Here is a 22,300-nt window from a genome sequence, read left to right on the forward strand (position 1 = left end):
AATGCTTAGGATTTTGCTCATATTCTGTTTTCTAAACACAAATTGGAGTCCTAAGCATGATTTTCATACTTCACTCACAGAAATTAATTTTAATCCAAAAACGGGTTCTCTAGAATTATCTGTCCGAGTTTTTACAGATGATTTAGAACTAACACTTACCAATTTTAACAAAGGAAAACTGGTGAAAATTGAAGACCCCGAAGCCACGGTAGATCCGCTCATTGAGCAATATATCAGAAAAAACCTCGCATTGATTTCTCCTGGCAAGGAAGTGAAATTTGGGAAATTTTATGGAAAAGAAAAAGAGGCTGACGCTACTTGGATTTACCTAGAAATATTTGACTGTAAACAATTGAAAAATTTCACACTCTACAATACCATAATGCAAGAAATGTTTGAAGATCAGACCAATCTAGTGAACATTATCTACCCCGCTCAGAAAAAAACCATTGTTTTTGATTCTGAAACGAAAGTCTCTCCTTGGCCATTTTAATGGAAATTTTAAAGACAAAATCGGAATAGTATGCTTGCATAACATCAAAAATGTTTAGTTTTGTAAAACTATTGATTAGAATTCTTTGGGCAAGATGAAAAAAGAAAAAACCTTAGACTTTCATATAAAGTGGGTTTGGCACGGTATATCACGCATGTACAATATATATGCGGCAAGTGAAGATATGACAATGTCTATAGGCTATGTCTTGCTCAATATCGACTTGGAAAAGGGCACACCTGCCACAAAAATTGGACCTTCGATAGGTATGGAGCCAAGAAGCCTCACCAGAATGCTGAAATCTTTGGAAGAAAAAGGTTGGATTTACAGAGAAACTGACCCCATCGATAAGAGATTTGTAAATGTCTTCTTGACGGATTTGGGCAAAGAAAAAAGGAGTTTTGCGAGATTGGGTGTAATTGAATTCAACAATAAACTGAGTGAGACATTATCAAAAGAGCAATTGAAAACGTTTTTTGAAGTAATTCAACAAATAAATGAAATTGTAGATAAGACTTCGGCAGATGCCAAAAATACCGAAATTTCAATACTCGACTAATTCTAGTCAAATGATTAATTATTTAAAAGCATATCTTATCATAATTATAGCAGGCTTTGGTACAGCTACAGTAGCACAAAGTGTTGTTTATTACCCTTTTAATTCAGTACTTGGAATTAGCACCAATCCTTCCAAGGCCATTTGGCTTGATGTGAAATTTCAAACCAACTCTTACTTTTCTTCGTTAAGCACAGATATCTCTCCAGAGATAAATCTAAAAAAAACACCGAAGTCTATAACTTATTTAGGAGGAGGCTTGAAGATGAATTATCTAAATGCCATAGAAAATAACAATATTTTAGAAGGTTATTTTATGAATTTTGGGGTGCGATTAATGCCTTTTGAGAAATACAAAAAGGTTCAGATAGCTTTCGAAGTCTCACCTTATGCAGGAAGAAAGTTTGACATAGGCGTGTTCAGAACAAACTTTGGAATAGGTTATAATTTTTCAAGATAAGCTTTGATGAAAACCAGACCCTCGGCTATAATTCTATCTGATAATAAACTACTTACACTCAAGTATAATTACAATGGCAATTTGTTGTATGCAATTCCTGGTGGTAATCTGGAATTTGGCGAAAAACTAGAAGTTGCTTTAAAAAGAGAATTGGAAGAAGAAATAGGCGTGGAGATTGAGATTCAGAATTTACTTTTCTTGGCTGAAGTGCATCAACCGAATAAAGACACCTTACATTGTGTTTTTAACGCCAAAATAGTTTCTGGCAAACTAGAACTTAATCCAAAAGAAACATCTGCATTAGAAATTTGTTGGTTGCCGATAAATAATCTTGATGAATATAACCTCTATCCCAACTTAAATACCCAGATAAAAGAACATTTTATAGAAGCCAAAGATCACCAAGTTTTTCTCGGTGAAATATCTCAACCTTGGTTTTAACAAAAAAATGGCGACCGAAGTCGCCATTTTTATTGTCAGAAATTATTTCCTCTCCTACCCGAATCGTTGGTTTTTCCTCTATCTGGCAAGCTTCTTCTTCCACTGTCACTGCCTCTACTCGATCCATTGTCAGAGCTTTTGGTAGATGGTCTCGGAGTTAGTATTTCCTCTCTCCTATTGCTCTCACGACCTCTTGATGAAGTGCTGGGAGCTTCTGTTCTACTATTTCCATTTCTCTGAGGTGTGGTACTAGGAGCATCGCTTCTAGAGCTTCCACTTCCCCAAGTACCTGAGTTGCTTCTGCTTTCATTTGACTTTGAATCTCTACTGCTTCCACTGTTTCTACTATCTAAAGATCTTGAATCTCTACTACTGCTGTTGTTTCTATTGTCCGAAGATCTCGAATCTCTGCTGTAGTTATTGTTTCTGTTGTTATTCCTGTCTTCGGTTCTGCTACGGTTACTGTTGTTGTTCCAATCTCTATTGCTATTGTTACTTCTATTCCAGCTTCTGTCTCTATCCCAGTTGTCGTTTCTGTTCCAGTTATTGTTTCTGTGATTCCAATTGCTGGTGTAGCTTCTGTTTCTATAATAGACGTGGTTATGAGGAAAAAAAGCTCTTGGGTGATACCCAAACGAAATACTTCCGTAACCTCTTCTGTCAAAACGATAAAAATCATAAGTACTGCCGAAGTACCAAGGCAAATATCCTCTATAGCTCAATCCACGAGCACTATAACCGTAGTAGGTTCTGTCCCAATCGCGAAGTTCAATGCCTATCAAACGGTTAAGATCAACCACGTCCTCCCAGATTTCGTCTTGCTCAAAAGCACTCAAAAACCCGTCAGATTGGTAGGCATACTCTTTTCTTTCGATACGCTCCAATTTGTTATAAAGCCTCTCTGCTTCTCTACGAGTAAGACTACCATTGTCTCTTCCGTCTGAAATCCTCACCCTGATGTCCCATCGCCAGTCAAAATCTTCATCATAAAAGTACCTATCTGGGCCATCGTAAGAAGTGCCATATTCGTCATTATAATCATATTGAGCATTCACATTTGCTCCAAAAAGTATTATTCCGAAAAAAACCACCAAAGCTCTCATAATTGTAGAAGTTTAAATTTGAACATTAGATGCATAAAAGTAACCGAAGGTTTACTAAGGAATTGTTAATGAAAATATAATAATAAAAAAGCCTCCATTTCTAATAAAATGGAGGCTCCAAAAAAATATTTTCCTAACTTAAACCACACTCAACCTCACTGTATTGGTTCTGTTGTTTTCCGTAAGTGGGAAACTCATAGTATTGATATACTTGTCGCCAGTTTGTAACAAACCTTTATCTACCAAATATTTGTTGGCCTCTTCCAGCATATCACCTGAGTTGGCATACTTAATTTTTTCTAATGCAATAACCTCCACACCCCAATACAAGCTCAACTGTGTCATTAGTTTAGTATTTGATGTAAAGATATAAATGTTGGCCTTCGGTCTGTGGTGCGAAAGTCTCACTGCTGTATAACCTGATGAAGTGATACCTATCAAGGCTTTAACATTCAAATCTCTTGCCATTCTACATCCCATCATGATAACAGTATCGTTGTCCTTATCATCAGAAACATAGTCTGCCTCCGTTACTCTTGTATGGTGACGGAAATATAATCTTGAAGGATCCCCAAATTTCTCTACATGAGCGATTGTCTTAGACATGGTCTCTACAGAGAGCAAAGGATATTTTCCTGAAGCACTTTCGGCACTTAGCATAACAGCATCGGCTCCGTCCAATACAGCATTGGCTACGTCACCTACCTCTGCTCTGGTTGGGCTTGGGCTATCTATCATACTTTCAAGCATTTGTGTGGCAACAATCACTGGTTTACCTGCCAAATGGCACTTGTGTATTAATATTTTTTGGATAATTGGAACCTCTTCAGCTGGCATTTCAACTCCTAAGTCACCTCTTGCCACCATTACAGCATCTGTTGCTTCAATGATTTCGTCCATGTTTGTGATAGCTTCAGGCTTTTCAACCTTGGCTATAACTTTAGCAGATGAACCTTTTGATTTTATGTATTCTTTGATATCCAAAATCTCTTTAGCTGTTCTTACAAACGAAAGGGCAATCCAATCCACATCATTAGCCAAGCCAAAGTCCAAATCTGCCCAGTCTTTATCTGTCACAGATGGTTGTGAAATATTGGTATTGGGTAAGTTAACGCCTTTCTTTTGTTTCAAAAGACCCCCATATACTACCTCTGTGGTAACTTCTTGTTTATCTTTATCCACGCTAATCACTCTTACCTCAAGTTTACCATCGTCCATAAGGATTCTGTCACCAAGGCTAACATCTTGAAACATTCCTTTATAAGGCGTACTTGCCCTTTCTGCGTTTCCAACAATATCCTCATTGGTAAAAACAAATTGGTTACCTGCAATTAATTCAACACCAGCATTGCCACCTACCATTTCTCCAACACGAATTTTTGGCCCTTGCAAATCCTGCAAAATGGCACAGTTGAATCCGTATTCTGTATTTATTTTTCTAATTTTTTCTATTCTTAGTTTGTGATCCTCATGCGTGCCGTGCGAAAAATTCAATCGAAATACATTTACACCCGCCTGAGCCAAAGCCACCAACATTTCTTCAGATTCAGAAGCTGGGCCTACTGTTGCTACAATTTTTGTTCTTTTATTCATATAATAGATTAATAATTTCGGAGAATTGAATACTTTTTAAGCCAAAAGATCCGGTATTCGCCACATTTCGATGTTTCAATCACAAAATTAAAAATATTAGTTTACACTAACAGAATAAAATTTCAGTTTGTTAGGATTTGAATAGCATATTATTCCTATTTTCTCTTTAGAAGCCCAACAAAATCAATCTGCATCTGTATTTTAATTATTTTTGTACTCCATTATGAACGAGTACCAAACATTTTAAGACAATACTATGAGCGAGAAAATCTATGTTTTCGATACCACACTAAGAGATGGTGAGCAAGTGCCAGGTTGCCAGCTTAACCTTGAGGAGAAGCTAATGATAGCCAGAGAACTCGACAAACTAGGAGTGGATATTATCGAAGCAGGATTTCCAATCTCTAGTCCGGGTGATTTCAAGTCGGTGGAAGGCATAGCCAGTGTAGTAGAAAATGCTACTGTCTGTGGATTGACCCGCTCGGTAAAAAAGGACATAGAAGTGGCAGCAGAAGCACTTAAGCCTGCTCGAAAGCCTAGAATTCATACTGGAATTGGTGCTTCTGATATTCATATTTTACATAAGTTTAATAGCAACAGAGACGAAATTCTACAAAGAGGCGTAGATGCAGTAAAATATGCTAAGAGCTTTGTAGAGGATGTAGAATTTTATGCTGAAGATGCCGGAAGAGCAGATTTGGAGTTTTTAGCCAGATTAACCGAAGCAGTTATAAAAGCTGGAGCAACAGTTGTAAACCTTCCGGACACAACTGGTTATTTGTTGCCTCACCAAATGTACGACAGAGTAGATTATTTGATGAATAATGTACCAAATGTGGACAAAGCCATCCTTTCTATGCATTGTCACAACGACTTAGGAATGGCTACGGCCAACACTATAGCGGGTATCAGAGCTGGAGCAAGACAAGTAGAAGTAACTATAAACGGTATTGGAGAAAGGGCTGGAAATACATCATTGGAAGAAATAGTGATGACCTTAAAAGTACACAAAGACTTGGGCTTACACACTGATATCAACACCGAAATGCTCTATCCATTAAGTCAGTTGGTATCTAAAACCATGCGAATGCCTGTTCAAGCAAACAAGGCTATTGTGGGTCGTAATGCATTTGCACATTCATCAGGCATACACCAAGATGGTTTCTTGAAGCATTCGCAAAACTACGAAATCATGACCCCGCAAGAAGTGGGCATTAATAAATCTGACATTGTTTTGACAGCTAGAAGTGGCCGTCATGCCTTAAAACACCGCCTTTCATTATTAGGATTTAATGTGGGCAAAGACAAAATCGATGAAACCTACGATCAGTTTCTGGAGCTTGCAGATAAGATAAAAGAGGTAAACGACAAAGACTTGGTGGTTTTGATGAAACAACTCACTGAGGCTGAGGTATAGAAAAAACTCCTATCACATTTTTTCAAAAAAAATAATGGAATCTGAAATTCAGAACGTCCCTAGTTCTTACTATGCCATTGATGTAGCTACCAAAGAAATGGGATTTACGATGCCCTCTGATATTCTCACTTGTTCACTTTTAAAAACGCTGGCTGGGTCAAAACCAAATGGCAAGTTTCTAGAACTTGGTACAGGAACGGGCCTATCTACTGCTTGGATTTTGGATGGAATAAATGAAAAATCTTCTTTGATCTCGATTGACAATGATCCAAAACTTCTAGAAATAGCACAAAAACACCTTGGAAACGATACACGCCTCAGCCTAGAATGTGTCGATGGGGAAGTATGGGTGAACCAGAACTTAGGTCAAAAATTCGATTATATCTTTGCAGATACTTGGCATGGAAAATATTTGATGCTCGATGAAGTTTTGGAAATGCTAAATATCGGCGGTTTGTACATCATCGATGACATGCTTCCGCAGGAGAACTGGCCAGAAGGACACGCAGAAAAGGCACTAAAATTAGAAAAATATTTGGAGAAAAGATCAGACCTGAAATTAACAAAACTAAATTGGGCTACTGGAATTATGATTGCTGTGAAAGTTTAATTAAAAAAACATCAAACCTATTTCTAATAAAATTTGCCATAATCTCCACTAAATCAGCAACAAGTTTTGGTTCGTAAATATTTTTTCATAACTTTGCAGCCCCAAATACCGCCTTATGGGTGCTGCCCGCTCTCGTAAGGCCAAGCAAATTATATGAAAAGTAGGAGTTCCGACCTGCTTTATGTGCTTAAAATTAGCATCTTATAATTAGAAAAAATTTGGATTGAAACAGAGTAAACTGATTGGGTAAGGTCCTCTTTTTGAATTCATAAATTGATTAATTAACGTTAAAAATTAGTACTCGTGGATCAATTAAGTTATAGAACTGTATCGGCAAATCGCCAAACAGTAGAAAAAAAATGGGTTGTGATAGACGCCAGCAATCAAATATTGGGTCGTCTTTCTAGTCAGATTGTAAATATTTTAAGAGGCAAAAACAAGCCTTCGTTTACACCTCATGTTGACTGTGGAGACAACGTGATAGTGATTAATGCAGAGAAAATTCGTTTGACTGGTAAGAAAATGACTGACAAAGTCTATACCCGTCATACAGGCCACCCAGGTGGACAACGTTTCGCTACGCCAAGAGAGCTAATGGCTAAAGATGGTAGAAAAGTAGTAGAAATGGCCATCAAAGGTATGTTGCCTAAGAATCGTTTGGGAAGCAAATTGTATACAAATCTATATGTATACGAAGGAGCTGAGCATCCGCATCAGGCACAAACGCCTACAACTATCGAAATTAATAATTAAGAACGAAAAAAACTTAAAATAAAATGCAGGTAATCAATACCGTTGGTAGAAGAAAAACAGCAGTTGCCCGTATCTATATGAAGCCTGGTACAGGTGGAGTGACCATTAATGGTCGTGAGATGGCAAATTATTTCCCAACAGAGGTTCTTCAAATTATTTTGAACCAACCTTTTGGTGTAGTTAACGCTACGGGAAAATATGATCTTAAAGTTAACGTAAGAGGTGGTGGTATCGCTGGACAAGCAGAAGCTATCAGAATGGCTATTGCTCGTGCATTGTGCGAAGCCGACACTGAGAACAGACCTCCGCTTAAGAAAGAAGGATTCCTTACAAGAGACTCACGTATGGTGGAGCGTAAGAAATACGGACGTCGTAAAGCTCGTAAGAGATTCCAGTTCTCGAAACGTTAATATTTATAATTTGTTAATTTGGCAATGTGTTAATGTGCTAATTAAGTTTAATATCGCATTGACTAATTATCGAATTAACAAATTAAAAAATTATTCTCGTCCAGACAGTGCTTATCGTGCCCGATGTACTGTGCTGCAAATTCAATTTTTTTCAAAACATTTTTAAACAAAAGAAATGGCACAAATTCAATACAAAGACCTGTTAGATGCAGGCGTACATTTTGGTCACCTTACTCGTAAGTGGGATCCAAGAATGGCTCCATATATTTTTATGGAAAAAAACGGGATTCACATCATCGATTTGAATCACTCTCTTGAAAACCTTGCAGCAGCTCAAGCTTTTGTAAAAAGCGTAGTTCGTTCTGGTCGTAAGATCATGTTTGTTGCTACAAAAAAACAAGCTCAAGAAATCGTTTCAGAAGAAGCAAAACGCCTTAAAATGCCTTTCGTAACTGAAAGATGGTTAGGTGGTATGTTGACTAATTTCTCGACTATCAAAAAATCGTTGAAGAAAATGACCAACATCGACAAAATGCTTTCTGACGAAACAACAGCTAGCAACATTGCAAAAAGAGAGAAATTGATGTTGGGCCGTGAGCAAGCTAAATTGGAGAAATTGCTAGGTGGCGTAGCTGACCTTTCAAGACTTCCAGCTGCTTTGTTCGTTGTAGATATCAAAAGAGAGCACCTTGCAATAGCTGAAGCCAAGAGATTGGGTATTCCAGTAGTAGCCATGTGTGATACGAACTCAAACCCTGAAATTGTAGATTTCGCAATTCCTTCGAATGACGATGCTTACAAATCTATTTCATTGATTACCCTTGCTATTGGTAAAGCCATAGAAGAAGGTATCCTTGAGAGAAAAACTGACAAAGAGTCTGCTGCTTTACAAGAAGAAGAAGATGCTAAAAGAGCAGTTGATACAGCTAGAGAAGTTGTTTCAAGAGGAGATGACGAGGCAGCTGATGGCAAAAGAAAAAGAGTAAAAACAGCTGAAGTTGCTGAAGAAGCAGCTCCAGTAGTTGAGGCAGAGGCTACTCCAGAAGTAGAAGCTGCTGCACCAAGCGAAGAAGAACCTGCGGCATAATATACCGAACGCTTCGATAAGATAATAGAATAGCCCGAAGCATCGCTTTGGGCTGTTCGTTTTAAAAAAAGACTAAAAAATTTATTTACATAAAAATAATATAAAATGAATATTACTGCAGCTGACGTAAACAAACTACGTCAATTAACAGGAGCCGGAATGATGGATTGCAAAAAAGCCCTTACTGAAGCTGAGGGAGATTTTGACAAAGCCGTTGAAGTATTGCGTAAAGCAGGCCAAAAAGTAGCAGCAAAACGTGCTGACAATGAAACTTCAGAAGGTGTTGTATTGGTAGATGTTAGCGATAGCGGAAAAAGTGCAAAAGTATTGGCTTTGGCTTGTGAAACTGAGCCAGTTTCTAACGTAGAAGACTTCAAAAACCTTGCGAATGCTATTCTTCAAGCAGGTGTAAAACACCATGCTAAAGATGCAGAAACCTTGTTGGGCTTGTCTCTAGAAAACGGACAATCAGTACAAGAAAATATCACTGAATTAATTGGTAAAATTGGCGAGAAAATAGTTGTAGCTGCCTACAACCACGTAGAGGGTGAGCAAGTAGTTGCTTATATCCACAGCAACAGAAAAGCTGCTGGTGTAGTTTCTTTCGAAAACACAGGTGGTACTGACGTAACTGACCTAGGTAGAGACGTAGCCATGCAGATCGTGGCAATGAAACCAGTAGGTTTGGACAAAGACAGCGTTGACCCAACTATCGTTGAGAAAGAAATCGAAATCGGTAAAGAGCAAGCACGTGCGGAAGGTAAGCCTGAGGCTATGTTGGAGAAAATTGCTTTGGGTAAATTGAACAAATTCTACAAAGAGCAAACTTTGCTTAACCAAGAATTCGTAAAAGACGGTTCAGTTACCATCGCTCAATTGCTTGAAAAAACTGTGAAAGGATTGACAATCTCTTCTTTCAAAAGAATTCAGATTGGATAATTTTTAGCTGTTGGCTTATAGTTGATGGCCTATATTGAAGACCCTGCAAATTGTTTTGCAGGGTCTTTCTTTGTAATTTGAAGATCTAAGACACTAAAGTTTGTCCGCATCATTCTCTAAAAAAATGGAAATTACAAGTCTGATCCAACTAGATTTAAGTAATTTACTAGACTTATTCTTACACACTCCAATCAATCGAAAATACAGAACAAGACTGTTATTAAATCCTGTTCACTACATGAATTATTTCTTACTATCATACTTTTTTATTCTCAATTTAAAAATTATTATCCCACAGACTACGACATAAACAATATTAAATATCCACATATATGTATTGAAACTTTCAGAATTTCGAAAATAATTCCTACCTATATAACCGATAATCCAAACATACATGATAATAAATATCATCTGAATTATTCCAAATTGCCTCAACTTCTTTTTCCTCATTACATCGTTCTTTTCCATTTTATTCCTTTTACAAATATGTATTTTAATAACCGCAAGCCCTGCTACAAATATCTAATTGCTGAAGAGCTGCATTAAAACTATTCCACCAATTATATGAAACGCCAGCCATACAGATTGACCATCCATCGGCTGCAACCGGTAGACCCACGCCTGTTGCACCAGCCAATCCTGCTCCAGCACTGCAAAGACTACCGTTAACTGCAAATGCTTCATAAGCAGCTGCTTCACTAATACTAAAACTTACACTACAAATGTAAGAACAATCATATTTCGCATTTTTAACAAGTTTAGCCTTGAATTCATCATTTTTTCTTTTGGCATTTTCATGAAATGCTAATACTACTAATTTTTGAGCATCCTTTTCTCCTTTACCTTTGCTTTTAGCAAAATTTTGAAGCTCTAAGAATTTTGAAACGTTGAAATCAATAAAATCATATAATTCATCTGGATTGTCATCTAATATCAAAAGTGCCCGTTTGATTTCCTCCTTATTTTTAGCCTTACTGAATGCAATTTCAAATTCCTTGAAATCTATATTTTTGCTCTTTTTTGTCTTATCAAAATTCCTAACTTTTTTTGCAACATACTTTTCCTGAAAATCCATCAGTTCTTTAAATGGTTTTGAATTCAACATATCATTAATTTCATTTTGCTCTGTAGATGTTGAATTTTGACTTAATTCTATCTCTAAAGAATTTGGTGATGGCATTTCATTTTTGATGCTGCAACTAAAAGCAATAAAAAATGAGAGTAGGAAAATAATTTTTTTCATTTTGTATAATGTTATGAGTGTTTAATAACATGCCAAAACAAAAACATTTCATTAAGAAAAAAAATAGGAAAAATTCCTATATTTCGTTCTTTCGATAAAATAGGAAAAATTCCTATCCCCCCCCTATTTACAACATTGATGCAATTATACAAGTCTGAGAATATAATTCATGCCCCGAATTCAATCTAGCTTCACACAGATATTAGTCTTATGATTTTTGACATTAGGTCTAATGATAAAAAGCTTTTCCGCAATTTGTCTTGATTTTAGACCTTCCAAGATGAGTGAAATAATTTTAATTTCTTGATTTGTTAGTGTTGTAATGCTGTTCATAAAAATATATTATGGATTCATTTTTTCAAATATTTAAAGAAATATTTAATAAACAAAGAATTAATTCCATAAACAAAATTTACGTTTGACACAGGTCAATTTTGGGATAATAAAAATAATATCTTCACCATATGCCTTAGAAATTTATCAATTATTCGTTGACAATAAAATTTAAATGAATATTAAACTTAGTCATATCTCTTCTTTCAAAAGAATTCAGATTGGATAATGTTTTAGCTCTTGGCTTTTAGCCTATAGCTTATAGTTTATATTGGACCCCACAAACTTTTTGTGGGGTCTTATTTTTATGCCGTGAAAGTAGAAGTCTTGAAATCCAGAATAAAAAAGGACTTCTAGCCAAAGCTAAAAGTCCAGTAAAATGAGGTTTACAAAGATTATTTACAACCAAAATGCACAAAAACAATCTTTTCAAACTTATTCCAGTCTGAGTCTTTCTTTAGTGCGGCCATGGCCGCGGCACAGTCTTTGAAAAGCTCTTTTGATTGTTCATCATAATCTCCTTTGGTAATTTTGTAAGCTGGTTTGTTACCGACTTTCACAAAATATGATTTGTCCAAGCCACCTACTTTCATTGGACCGACACCTACAGACATGGTTTCACTGGCAAAAGGATTAAAATAAACCCTCACTTTATTATGAAACCCAGGGTTGACCAATTGCATCAACAGGGGCTGCACTTTCCCCTTAATATCTACTTGCGTATATTCAAAAAATGCATATCCATCGCTAATTCTGTCATTGTTGAGATCTTTTGAAAGGTTGGTGCCTACTTCCATTTGCTTACTAAACTTATCCAAACCCGAAGCTGGTAAATACATTTCCTTTATTTGTTCTGGCTTAAAAGTCTTTTTCTTCCCATCAACTTTAATAGTAATTTCGGAGATATTGCCCTTTTTGCGGTCCAAATCGTCGATATCACCCTCTACTTTGGTGCCATCAGTCAAGGTTAGATAAGAGATTTTCTTTGATGAAAACCTGTCAAATCCTTCCATGAAGTTTTGAGAATAAGTACTAAATGTGGCAAATACTAAAAATGCCAAAATGCAAGTTTTTGATTTCATAAATTTATAGTGTTTAAGTTATAAATTTACCAAAAAATTTGAACAAACAACTATCTCAAACGTCTGATAATTCTGGTATTGCGGAAGTCGCCCAAACATTTTAATATTTTGAAAGTTAACTCATAGTCTGTGGCATTGAGTATAAAATCTTGTGTGGGTTTGCAAAAAACCATGAAATCGGCTAAGTCTTCTTCTTGCAAATGGGTAATTTGGGCCACCACTTGCTTGTTGTATTTGAGGTCAGCATAAAAACTTTTGGCATCCTGAAACTGCATATCTGCTAATTTTCGGTTCACTTTGCCCTCTTTACTAAACATATCATATAGAGCATCTATAGAAATTCCTATGCCAGGTTGACTGGTGTTGGTGTTGAGCATGCTTTTCAATATCTCATTTCTGATGGCCTTAGAATCGTTGGGATTGGCCAAAAAATCCTGAATTTCTTTGTGAAGATCACTCAGTTTTTTATCTTTTACAACCAGCTCTTGCAACATAAACGGCTGCAATTTTACCTCGAAAACTGGATTTCGCTCTTTGCCATCCCAAAGAATTCCTTTGCGGTTATAACCAAAACTCGTGATGATGATAGAGTCTCCGGCCATGGCACGAATATAAAAATCACCGGTGTCGTTGGTGGCTACTACTTGATTGGAGCGTTTATTTAAGACATTTAGCGTAGAAATTCCTTTTTTTGTGCTGCTGTCTATCACTTTTCCATACACCGATTTTTCTTGAGAAAACCCAGAAAACGCAAAAACAAACAAGTAGATGAAAACAAATATCTTTTTGATAATCAATATTTTAAAAAATTACTCGACAACTTTTCCATTTAATATAGCCGTTTGATGGTTACCATGGTCTAAAACAAAAAAAGCCTCCTCACCTTCTTCAACCTGAAAATTTTTATAAACTCCAAGTCTATTTGCGATTTCAGGGAAATCAGAAAATGGCCTTAGAAACGCACCTTGGGCATCGAGCGTTTTTATTCCCCAAAAAACCGACAAGTCTCCCATATCTTCAATAACGCTTTTATGGATGAATTCGCTTGCTCCAAGAATATTTTTTTCTTCGAAATTAACGCCTAAATCAATATTAAAAATAGTATTTCCAAGTTTTATTTTGGCATTTATGATTTTCAAATCAAACAGATACTTTTCATTCTGAGGTATTTGTTGGTATTCTTCAAGACTATATTTCTGATATCCATCTTTCAAAATAACATCAAAAGCACTCAAAATTGAAATAAAATTAAGCTTTCGAATAAACTGTTTCTCTGTATCGTGTTTGTATCCACCAGATTCAATTAATATAAGGCTACTTCCCCATTTCTGGATGTTATCGCCGAACGCTCTGGGTTCAAATTCATCAGAAAAACGCCCAATATTATATGGAATAAAATTCTTAAGTACTTCATTCATAGCACTTATCACCTGCCGTGACTTGGTCCTTACCTCATTCCATTCCGTTTCTTGGTTATAAGCTGTGGCTAAAAACGAGATAGTGGCTTGCTCAGATGAAATACCAGCCGAGTACCGGATGTTTTGGTCGTGAAGATTAAAGGAAAACTCAGGTTCTAAATCAATAACTAAGCTTTTCAGAATTTTACTTTCAGGGCATTGCAGTGCCAATGCATCACGGTTCATATCTATACCTTGGGCATTACGACGAATGAATCTCTCAGCACCGTCGGGGTTGATCATGGGTACAAAATGAAGCTCGAGTTTATTTAAAATTTCATTTCTAAAATCCTGAAAATCATCATCTTGCGGCTTTAGAAAATTAAGAATATCGAAGATAGCCATTGTAGCCGTGGCTTCGTTGCCATGCATTTGCGACCACAACAATATTTTTCTTTTCCCTTGTCCAACTTTTATTTTATATATTTCTCGCTGCTCAAAAGACAGTCCAACAATCTGTTTTTCAAATGGTAAAGCATGAATTAAACCAACGATATCTGAATGTTTAAACCTCCTTTTTTGTAGAGAAAGTTCTTTATAATTGATATGTTTATCAAATAGTTTTTGGTAAATCATCTATTTTAAATTTACTGAAGCACAAGAGCTACTATGTTTTTGCCAACCATCGAATAGGCCTTTACTCTGCCAATACCCGAATATTTAACTTTAAAACCTTTGTTTTCGAGCAACGGAAGGGCATCTTTGAGAGACAACCCTTTGACTGCCTCAATGTTTTTGTCAATATTTTTTGTTTCCCAAACCACAGAATCCTGTCTTACAATCCTTGGGTTTGTAAATCCTTCTCCTTCGGGTTGATTATTTATACCTAGTTTCTGACCAATATATCTATGGTCAGCAATTTTCCCTGGATTATGCTTGGTTACCAGCTTTTGTACATCACTTTTCAAAACTAAACGAGGGTGTATCGAAATATCATAAGCAAATATTTTATCAGCGATGGTTTTGAATACTGGAGCACAAACATCGGCGGCATAAATATTCGTTCCTACGGGTTCGTCAATGACAACTACACAACTATATTTGGGTTTTTTGGCAGGAAAATAACCGATAAATGAAGTATGGTAGAGTCCTTTTTTGTAATTACCCCCTACTCTTTTTTGTGAAGTACCCGTTTTACCTGCAATCTGACAGGTACCGCCGTTTACATTTTTAGCTGTTCCATTTAGTACCACTCCCTCCATCATTTGCTTTATTTTTCTAAGCGTATTGGCTGAGCACAAAGGTTCCGAAATTCTGTTTGCCGTAATTACCTCTTCCACCTTAGTGCCACGTCTAATTTCCTTTACGATTATGGGTTGAATCCACTGGGCATCGTTAGCTATAGCATTATAAAAAGTGAGCATCTGAATGGGCGTAATTCTCGACTCATAACCTATTGACATCCAAGGCACTGTCGTGCCACTAAAAGTAGAACTTCTAGAGTTTTTCAATATGGGATATGGCTCTCCTTTAAGCTGAAAACCCGAAGGTTTGTCTAATCTAAACTGACGTAAGTAAGCAAAATAATCTTCCGCAGTAGCAAAGCCAAAGTGCTTTTTCATCAAACTATAAATACCAATATTGCAGGATTGTTCAAAAATCTCTTGCACTGTGAGTTCGCCGTGTTTGTGCGAACAAGTAAACGAAAGACCGTTATGGCGAATTTCACCTGGACAGTTAACTCCTATCTCGGTCAGTTGTAAATTTGCCTTTTCAAGCAAAGCCACCATGGTAGCCAATTTAAAGGTAGACCCAGGATCCGTACCTTCTTTTACTGCATAATTTTGGTCTTCAATAAAGCTTACCACACCATCAGCATCGGTGATACGTGTAAGATTGGCTATGGCTTTTACTTCTCCAGTAGCTATCTCCATTACTACAGCAGTACCGTATTTGGCTTGCGTTTGGAAGACTTGATTGCGAAGTGCACTCTCCACAATATCCTGAAAGTTTACATCTAAAGTGGTAACTACATCCCAGCCTGGCTCTGAGTTAATATCTGATTCAAGATTGACAGGTTTTTGATAACCTCCCGCCAATCGCTCATAGAAACCTTTTCCATCTTTACCTTTCAAATAATTCTCAAAACTCGCTTCAACTCCAAAATCTCCTATTTTTTTGGTCTTGGGGTCGAGCTTTCCTATGGTTCTCATGGCCAAATTATTAAATGGCAAGAACCTAAATTCTTCTATTTCAAATCTTCCCCCACCTTTGTTGGGTCCTTCTCTAAAAAGGGGAAATTTCTCAATCTTCTCTTTTTCTACATGGTCTAACTTTCGGTTGCCGCCAAAGAGCATATACCTCGTTTTGGTTTTCCGTGCTTTCGAAATTTTCTCTTTGTATTCCAAGTAACTGTAATCTTGAAAATACGCAGATAGTAAAATAGAAAGGGAGTCTAGGCTATTGTCGAAAAGCTCTTTTTTGGACTGATAAGGGTCTAATACTACCTGATATTTGGGTATGGAAGTGGCCAAAAGACTATGACCATCCGAGGCATAAATATTCCCACGAGTAGCATCTATTATTCGCTCTTTCATTTGAAAGTCAATGACTTTTGAAAGCAACTCGGCTTTTTGACTTGTTTGAAGATAAATTATTTTAAAAAAAATAGCAGCTCCAACTATACTCAATGCCAAGATAGTCCATCTTGACCGCCCCTTTATTTGTTCCTTTATTGAACTTTTACCAGACATTTTTTAGGATTTTTAAGGTTTTTCGAAAGCTATTTTTATGGGCGGCTGAGCATTCTTTTCAAATCCTCTCTGTTCAAGTTTCTTTTCAACTTCAGATTGCTTACTTGCAAAAAGATATTTGGATTTATGAGAAATAAAAGATGCTCTTTGTTCATTGAGGAGCTTTTCTGCCCTGTCAAGTTTCCTAATTAGGCCGTCGAAATTGTGCTGAAAATAGATGTAAATAGTCACTAAAAAACCCACCCAAAGCACCTTACGCAGGGTGGTTGGAGACAAGCGTTCGTCTATTTCTAATTTACGATTGACCCACTTGGCCATGGGGTCTATTAAGTTGAAGCTAAAGGACTTAGAGCTATCCTGCTCTACCCTTCTTCTGGGGCGGTTCTGTGACATTAATCTAATTTTTATGGGAAGCACTATTCAAAATTAAAGAATTTTTTCTTTAAAATTTATCCAAGCGATTTAAAAAATTTAAATTGATTCCCAAAACGGAACGAATTACGCTAACTTTTCGGCGATTCTCAACTTGGCACTCCTTGCCCTTGGATTTTGAATCAGTTCGTCCTCATTGGCCTCCACGGGTTTTCTTGTCACACTATGAAGTGGTTTGAGTTCATTGCCAAACAAATCCTTCTCTACCTCTCCAAAAAACTTACCACTACGGATAAAATTCTTTACGGGGCGGTCTTCCAAAGAATGATAGGACATTACCACCAACCTTCCAGTGGGAGCTAAAAGCTCTGGCACTTGCTCAAGAAATTCTTCCAAGACTTTAAGTTCCTCGTTTACTTCAATTCTCAATGCCTGAAATACCTGGGCAAAAAATTTATTCTCCTTTCCGCGAGGGGCATATCTTTGTAAGGCAGCTTTAAGCTCACTTATCGTTTCTATAGGCCCAGTTCCTCTTGCCGAAACAATGGCCTGGGCCACTGTACGGGCATTTTTCAGCTCTCCATAAATGCCAAAGATCTTGTGTAGAGCCTCAAAACTATATTCATTTACAACAGATTTTGCAGATTGTTCTTGCTGAACATCCATCCGCATGTCGAGGTCCGCATCGAATCTGGTAGAAAACCCACGCTCGGCGGTGTCTATTTGGTGAGAAGAAATACCTAAATCTGCCAAAATACCATCTACCTGTTTCACGCCATAAACCCTTAAATACTTGCGTAAAAACCTGAAGTTTGCTGAAATAAAAGTGAAATTTTCCGAATCAATTTTTGCAGCTTCTCGCTTAGCGTCATCGTCTTGATCAAAACTATACAAATGGCCAGTAGTAAGCTTAGATAAAATCTCTCTACTATGACCACCACCACCAAAGGTAACATCTACATAGATGCCGTCTGGCTTTATGTTGAGGCCTTCGAGGCACTCTTTGAGCATTACAGGTTTGTGATAGTCGTAGTTTGGTTCCAATGAAATGAGTTATTTTTTGAAACGCAAAAATACGGTTTTTTATGGAGAATTCGGGTCAAAATAGATTCGGAATGTTTGTAAAGATACAAAGTTGGGTTGGTTGGAAACACAAACCAATCGAACGAGTGGTTTGTGTTTCAAAAAATATTCTACCTAAATTATTTCTGCCAAGCACAGATAATTCCACCCATCAGCATCAGGCTTACTGTCCAATAGCCCACATTGATAAAGATATATTTCCAGCTTTTTCTCTCGAAAAGTCCGTTGGTACCAATAACTGGTAAAACAAAGAATAAAGCGTACATTAATCCATGAAAAGCCCCGTGTTTGAATGTCCTGAACTCGTTGCCGTATTTCGCCATAAAGTCAGCGATATCAGCAGTAGCTAATGTTTTGGCGGCCTCGTCAGTTCCTTGCAATTGGTTCATGCAAATAGAAAACAGGTGCATTTGGTGAATCACCAGAGAGTTTACAGTCGAGGCAAGCATAAATGCAAAAAGCAATGAAACACCAAAAATAACAGCCATGTTAGCACCTTTTATACTTTCTTCTGTCACTCCTGCTTCTTTCATCCAAACATTACCGAATGTTTTGGGATTATACCATAAAAATCCAACAATAAAGTTTACAAATGCCGCAACAATCACAGCCCACCAGTTTACAATTTCCATAGGTTTTAATATTTAGAGGTTAATAATGTTTATCGATTTACAAAATTCTACTTATTTATCAAAAAAATCTGGCTTATAGTTCAAGTTTCAGTTGCTTTCCATTTCCAGTTTCCTCTTCTAAAAAATTAGAAACACTTAGTCCCAAAAGTCTAATTCCCTTCGGAAACGGCAGTAGATTTTCTATCAAATAATCAATGGTTTTGTTTATTTCTTCTTTCTGAAAATACCCATTTTCAAGTGTCTTACTTCTTGTAATTGACTCAAAATCAGCATATTTTATTTTTATAGTCAGTGTTTTACCCACCAGATGGTGTTTTTGGGTTCTGACCAAAAGCGAGTCGGTGAGTTGGTATAAATGTCCATAAATTTCAGAAACCAATTCTAAATCTGTTGTGAACGTATTTTCTACGCTTACCGACTTGGTTTCTCGTTCGGCTACTACTTCTCTATGATCCTGTCCACGGGCAATTTCGAAATAATATTTACCTACTTTTCCGAAATTTTTCACCAAAAACTCTTGAGATTGTTCCTTTAGTTCTTTGCCTGAATTTATACCCATCGCTTTCATTTTTTCGGCGGTTACTCGTCCTATTCCATAAAATCTATGAATGGGCAAAGTCTCCACAAATGCCTCCGCCTGGCTGGGTTTTATCACACATTGGCCGTTGGGTTTGTTGATATCGGAAGCCGTTTTGGCTAAAAATTTATTAAATGAAATACCAGCCGAAGCCGTCAATTGTGTTTTTTCAAAAATCTTCTGCCGAATTTCGGTCGCTATTTGGGTGGCGGTTTCTATACCTTTTTTGTTTTCGGTAACATCCAAATATGCCTCGTCTAGCGAAAGTGGCTCTATAAGATCCGTATATTCAGCAAAAATCTCCCTGATTTGCATGGAAACTTGTTTATATGCATCAAATCTGGGTTTTACAAAAATCAAGGACGGGCACAGACGCTTGGCCGTTTTGGAAGGCAAAGCCGATTTTACACCAAATTTTCTGGCTTCATAACTGGCTGCTGCCACTACGCCACGTTCGGCACTGCCACCCACAGCTACGGGTTTTCCTCGTAACTCAGGGTTATCACGCTGCTCCACAGATGCAAAAAATGCGTCCATGTCGATGTGTATTATTTTGCGAAGGTTTGGCAAATCTTATTGTTTGATTTTGGCAAAAGTAGAAATTTTTAAGAATCTTTTATTGATGACTTCTCTGAAACTGGCTGTTGGTTTGAGTAAAATCTAAGTCGATTCGCTATTTTATTGGTATCTTTGCACCCAAATTGTATATTATGGAAAACACCTTCAAGAAATTTGACCTCAATAAACAGCTGCTTATAGCTGTGGACGATTTGGGTTATACTGAGCCCAGTGAGATTCAAGACAAGGCTATTCCTTTGATATTAGCAGGCCACGACGTGTTGGGAATTGCACAAACGGGTACAGGCAAAACTGCGGCTTACCTTTTGCCAATTTTGATGAAAATCAAATATGCACAAGGCAAAGATGCCCGCTGTATGATATTCGCCCCTACGCGTGAGTTGGTGATGCAAATTGATGCTTCAATCGTTGAACTCGCAAAGTATACCGATATACGACATGTAGCTCTTTTTGGTGGTTTAGGACCAAAAACTCAAATAGAAACACTCAAAAAAGGGATAGATATCATAGTAGCCACACCTGGAAGATTCATGGATTTGTATCTTTTGGGGGAAATAAATACCAGAAGTCTTCAATATTTGGTACTCGACGAAGCCGACAAAATGATGGACATGGGTTTTATGCCACAGATTCGTCGAATATTGGAGGTTATACCACGCAAAAGGAAAAACCTTTTGTTTTCGGCCACATTTCAGCCAAGGGTAGAAAAGCTTTCAGAAGAGTTTCTTGAAGATCCCTTAAAAATTGAAATTACGCCATCCGCCACAGCAGCTAGCACGATTACGCAGACCGTTTACCATGTACCCAATTTTAAAACAAAAATAAATCTTTTGGGCTATTTGCTTGACTCTGACGTGATAACCCGAGCGATGGTTTTTTGCAGAACCAAAACCGTGGCCGACAACGTCTTTAAGTTTTTGGAAAGAAAGGTTTTAGGTGCCAATAGTGTAAGGGTAATTCACGCCAACAAAGGCCAAAATACTCGAATAAATGCCGTGGAAGACTTCCGTGGAGGCAAAATCAAAGTTTTGGTATCTACCGACGTGGCGGCAAGAGGCATTGATGTAAATGCAGTGAGCCATGTGATAAACTTTGATGTGCCGCTTATTTATGAAGACTACGTACACAGAATTGGCCGCACAGGCCGAGCAAAATTAGAAGGCGAAGCCATCACTTTTTTGTTGCCTTCAGAAGAATATCATTTGAACAAAATTCAGAAGATTATTCGTACCACAGTGCCCATTTTAGAGCTTCCATCACAAGTACGAATAGAAGAAACGGAGTTTGAAGAAAGTCAAGCTATGCTCCGTGAAATGGATGAGCAACGCAAAAAAGAAGACCCAGATTTCAGGGGAGCGTTCCACGAAAAATCAGAAAAGAATCAAAAGTTTATAAAACTCAGAGAAGCTCAAGCAAAAGCCAAAGAGAAAGCCAAGGAAAAAGCTCCAAAAACTAAACCAAAGAGCAACGCTAAAAAACCACAAAGCAAGGGTAATTTTAAGAAGAAATACTAAATTTGGCGAATATAATCCGCAAATTCATATGAATTCAGGGATTACATTAGCCAGAATAATGATTTTTTCAAAAGTAAGAACTCAGTAACTGCCCAATTTCCCCTTTTCTCCTGAACCTTCAAACTCTGCAAGGGTTGTTTTGGCAATCGCTTTTAAAGCAGAAGAATCGTTGATCATCGTCACAAATTTATATCCCAAATCGGCAAAGAGACGTGCGTTTTGAGGTGTAGCGGCATGAATACCGGCCACAAGATTATGCTCAGTGGCAACTGCCAATATTTCTTTTAGTATATTTAAAAAACTTGGGTCCTGAAAATCGGCCAGTTTTTCATACCCTAACGACATACTCAAATCCCATGGCCCTACATAAAACCCGTCCAAATTAGGCACTTTGGCCATTTCTCTGATGTTTTTAAGAGCATCAGGAGTTTCTATCATCGCCAGTGTTATAGTAAAATCGTTGGCATAGCTGGCATAATCTTCTCCATAAACTACGTTTGAGCGGGTAGGCCCGAGACTTCTGTTTCCTTTTGGGTAATATTTGGCTGCTCTTACAAATGCGGCAGTTTCTTCTGCAGTATCGAGCATCGGGCATATCAACCCAACCACACCAGCGTCTAGCATTCGCATAATGTAGGCGGCATTGTTGTCGGGCAATCGCACGAATGGCACAGTTCCACTACCTTCGATGGCTTGTAGCATCGGCAACATGGTGGTCAAGTCAGGAGCTAAACCATGCTGAGCGTCAATCGTCATCACATCAAAACCCACACTGGCCATTATTTCAGCCGACCATGAACTGGGCGTACTTATCCAAGCATTGGTAACGGGGTCACCATTGGCCCATTTTTGTTTTATCTTATTTTGCAT

24 protein-coding genes are annotated in these 22,300 nt (G+C 37.5%); 11 read left to right on the forward strand and 13 right to left on the reverse strand.

What is annotated here, in order from left to right:
• Window position 1: 1 nt before the first annotated feature.
• The 4 genes from EGI24_RS18840 to EGI24_RS18855 all read left to right on the forward strand — a co-directional run bounded on the left by EGI24_RS18840 (window position 2) and on the right by EGI24_RS18855 (window position 1,950).
• A complete protein-coding gene (locus tag EGI24_RS18840) occupies window positions 2–493 on the forward strand; it encodes a DUF6702 family protein (RefSeq protein WP_255050120.1) in 492 nt (163 codons plus the stop codon).
• A gap of 94 nt (window positions 494–587) precedes the next feature.
• Window positions 588–1,052 carry a MarR family winged helix-turn-helix transcriptional regulator gene (locus EGI24_RS18845; protein WP_255050121.1) on the forward strand — a complete coding sequence of 155 codons (465 nt, stop codon included), beginning with the start codon at window positions 588–590 and terminating at the stop codon, window positions 1,050–1,052.
• Between the two features lie 10 nt (window positions 1,053–1,062).
• Window positions 1,063–1,509, forward strand: a complete 447-nt coding sequence (locus EGI24_RS18850; RefSeq protein WP_255050122.1) for a hypothetical protein — start codon at window positions 1,063–1,065, stop codon at window positions 1,507–1,509.
• 6 nt (window positions 1,510–1,515) lie between these two features.
• Window positions 1,516–1,950 carry an NUDIX domain-containing protein gene (locus tag EGI24_RS18855; protein WP_255050123.1) on the forward strand — a complete coding sequence of 145 codons (435 nt, stop codon included), beginning with the start codon at window positions 1,516–1,518 and terminating at the stop codon, window positions 1,948–1,950.
• 35 nt (window positions 1,951–1,985) lie between these two features.
• On the opposite strand, the gene EGI24_RS18860 is transcribed toward EGI24_RS18855, so the two are convergent.
• Entirely contained in the window at window positions 1,986–3,053 is a 1,068-nt protein-coding gene (locus tag EGI24_RS18860) for a hypothetical protein (RefSeq protein ID WP_255050124.1), read from the reverse strand.
• Between the two features lie 138 nt (window positions 3,054–3,191).
• A complete protein-coding gene (gene pyk, locus EGI24_RS18865; protein ID WP_255050126.1) occupies window positions 3,192–4,646 on the reverse strand; it encodes a pyruvate kinase in 1,455 nt (484 codons plus the stop codon).
• A 256-nt stretch (window positions 4,647–4,902) separates the two neighbouring features.
• On the opposite strand from pyk, the gene EGI24_RS18870 reads away from it, so the two are divergent.
• From EGI24_RS18870 to tsf, 6 genes are all read left to right on the forward strand, one after another.
• Window positions 4,903–6,063 (forward strand): 2-isopropylmalate synthase, encoded by a 1,161-nt coding sequence (locus EGI24_RS18870; protein ID WP_255050127.1) that lies wholly within the window; start codon window positions 4,903–4,905, stop codon window positions 6,061–6,063.
• Window positions 6,064–6,097: 34 nt separating this feature from the next.
• Complete coding sequence (locus EGI24_RS18875) at window positions 6,098–6,673, forward strand: O-methyltransferase (RefSeq protein WP_255050128.1); 576 nt, start codon at window positions 6,098–6,100, stop codon at window positions 6,671–6,673.
• Between the two features lie 303 nt (window positions 6,674–6,976).
• On the forward strand, window positions 6,977–7,426 hold the full coding sequence (gene rplM, locus EGI24_RS18880; RefSeq protein ID WP_255050130.1) for a 50S ribosomal protein L13: 450 nt from the start codon (window positions 6,977–6,979) through the stop codon (window positions 7,424–7,426).
• A gap of 23 nt (window positions 7,427–7,449) precedes the next feature.
• Entirely contained in the window at window positions 7,450–7,836 is a 387-nt protein-coding gene (gene rpsI / locus EGI24_RS18885) for a 30S ribosomal protein S9 (RefSeq protein WP_255050132.1), read from the forward strand.
• A gap of 175 nt (window positions 7,837–8,011) precedes the next feature.
• Entirely contained in the window at window positions 8,012–8,923 is a 912-nt protein-coding gene (gene rpsB / locus EGI24_RS18890) for a 30S ribosomal protein S2 (RefSeq protein WP_255050133.1), read from the forward strand.
• 105 nt (window positions 8,924–9,028) lie between these two features.
• Window positions 9,029–9,862, forward strand: coding sequence for a translation elongation factor Ts (gene tsf, locus EGI24_RS18895; protein WP_255050134.1), 834 nt, complete (start codon window positions 9,029–9,031; stop codon window positions 9,860–9,862).
• Window positions 9,863–10,358: 496 nt separating this feature from the next.
• Here tsf and EGI24_RS18900 read toward each other — a convergent pair whose 3' ends face one another.
• The 10 genes from EGI24_RS18900 to dinB form a co-directional block, all read right to left on the reverse strand.
• The gene (locus EGI24_RS18900; RefSeq protein ID WP_255050135.1) at window positions 10,359–11,108 is read right to left on the reverse strand and encodes a hypothetical protein; all 750 of its coding nucleotides are present in this window, start codon (window positions 11,106–11,108) and stop codon (window positions 10,359–10,361) included.
• Window positions 11,109–11,288: 180 nt separating this feature from the next.
• A complete protein-coding gene (locus tag EGI24_RS22030) occupies window positions 11,289–11,441 on the reverse strand; it encodes a helix-turn-helix transcriptional regulator (RefSeq protein WP_409035495.1) in 153 nt (50 codons plus the stop codon).
• Between the two features lie 395 nt (window positions 11,442–11,836).
• Complete coding sequence (locus tag EGI24_RS18905; RefSeq protein ID WP_255050136.1) at window positions 11,837–12,523, reverse strand: hypothetical protein; 687 nt, start codon at window positions 12,521–12,523, stop codon at window positions 11,837–11,839.
• A 50-nt stretch (window positions 12,524–12,573) separates the two neighbouring features.
• The gene (locus EGI24_RS18910; protein ID WP_255050137.1) at window positions 12,574–13,320 is read right to left on the reverse strand and encodes a hypothetical protein; all 747 of its coding nucleotides are present in this window, start codon (window positions 13,318–13,320) and stop codon (window positions 12,574–12,576) included.
• Between the two features lie 12 nt (window positions 13,321–13,332).
• The gene (locus EGI24_RS18915) at window positions 13,333–14,556 is read right to left on the reverse strand and encodes a M14 family zinc carboxypeptidase (protein ID WP_255050139.1); all 1,224 of its coding nucleotides are present in this window, start codon (window positions 14,554–14,556) and stop codon (window positions 13,333–13,335) included.
• An 11-nt stretch (window positions 14,557–14,567) separates the two neighbouring features.
• Window positions 14,568–16,673, reverse strand: coding sequence for a penicillin-binding transpeptidase domain-containing protein (locus EGI24_RS18920; protein WP_255050141.1), 2,106 nt, complete (start codon window positions 16,671–16,673; stop codon window positions 14,568–14,570).
• Between the two features lie 12 nt (window positions 16,674–16,685).
• Window positions 16,686–17,066: an FtsL-like putative cell division protein gene (locus EGI24_RS18925; protein WP_255050142.1), complete on the reverse strand. Its 381-nt coding sequence runs from the start codon at window positions 17,064–17,066 to the stop codon at window positions 16,686–16,688.
• A gap of 105 nt (window positions 17,067–17,171) precedes the next feature.
• Window positions 17,172–18,089, reverse strand: a complete 918-nt coding sequence (gene rsmH, locus EGI24_RS18930) for a 16S rRNA (cytosine(1402)-N(4))-methyltransferase RsmH (protein ID WP_255050144.1) — start codon at window positions 18,087–18,089, stop codon at window positions 17,172–17,174.
• A 158-nt stretch (window positions 18,090–18,247) separates the two neighbouring features.
• Window positions 18,248–18,760: a DUF1761 domain-containing protein gene (locus EGI24_RS18935; protein WP_255050145.1), complete on the reverse strand. Its 513-nt coding sequence runs from the start codon at window positions 18,758–18,760 to the stop codon at window positions 18,248–18,250.
• A 73-nt stretch (window positions 18,761–18,833) separates the two neighbouring features.
• Entirely contained in the window at window positions 18,834–19,907 is a 1,074-nt protein-coding gene (gene dinB, locus EGI24_RS18940; protein ID WP_255050146.1) for a DNA polymerase IV, read from the reverse strand.
• Window positions 19,908–20,047: 140 nt separating this feature from the next.
• On the opposite strand from dinB, the gene EGI24_RS18945 reads away from it, so the two are divergent.
• A complete protein-coding gene (locus EGI24_RS18945) occupies window positions 20,048–21,430 on the forward strand; it encodes a DEAD/DEAH box helicase (RefSeq protein ID WP_255050147.1) in 1,383 nt (460 codons plus the stop codon).
• A gap of 81 nt (window positions 21,431–21,511) precedes the next feature.
• Here EGI24_RS18945 and EGI24_RS18950 read toward each other — a convergent pair whose 3' ends face one another.
• The gene (locus tag EGI24_RS18950; protein WP_255050148.1) at window positions 21,512–22,300 is read right to left on the reverse strand and encodes an HpcH/HpaI aldolase/citrate lyase family protein; all 789 of its coding nucleotides are present in this window, start codon (window positions 22,298–22,300) and stop codon (window positions 21,512–21,514) included.

Origin of the sequence: Lacihabitans sp. CS3-21 (assembly GCF_024343675.1) — a bacterium.
Classification (GTDB): Bacteria; Bacteroidota; Bacteroidia; order Cytophagales; family Spirosomataceae; genus Leadbetterella.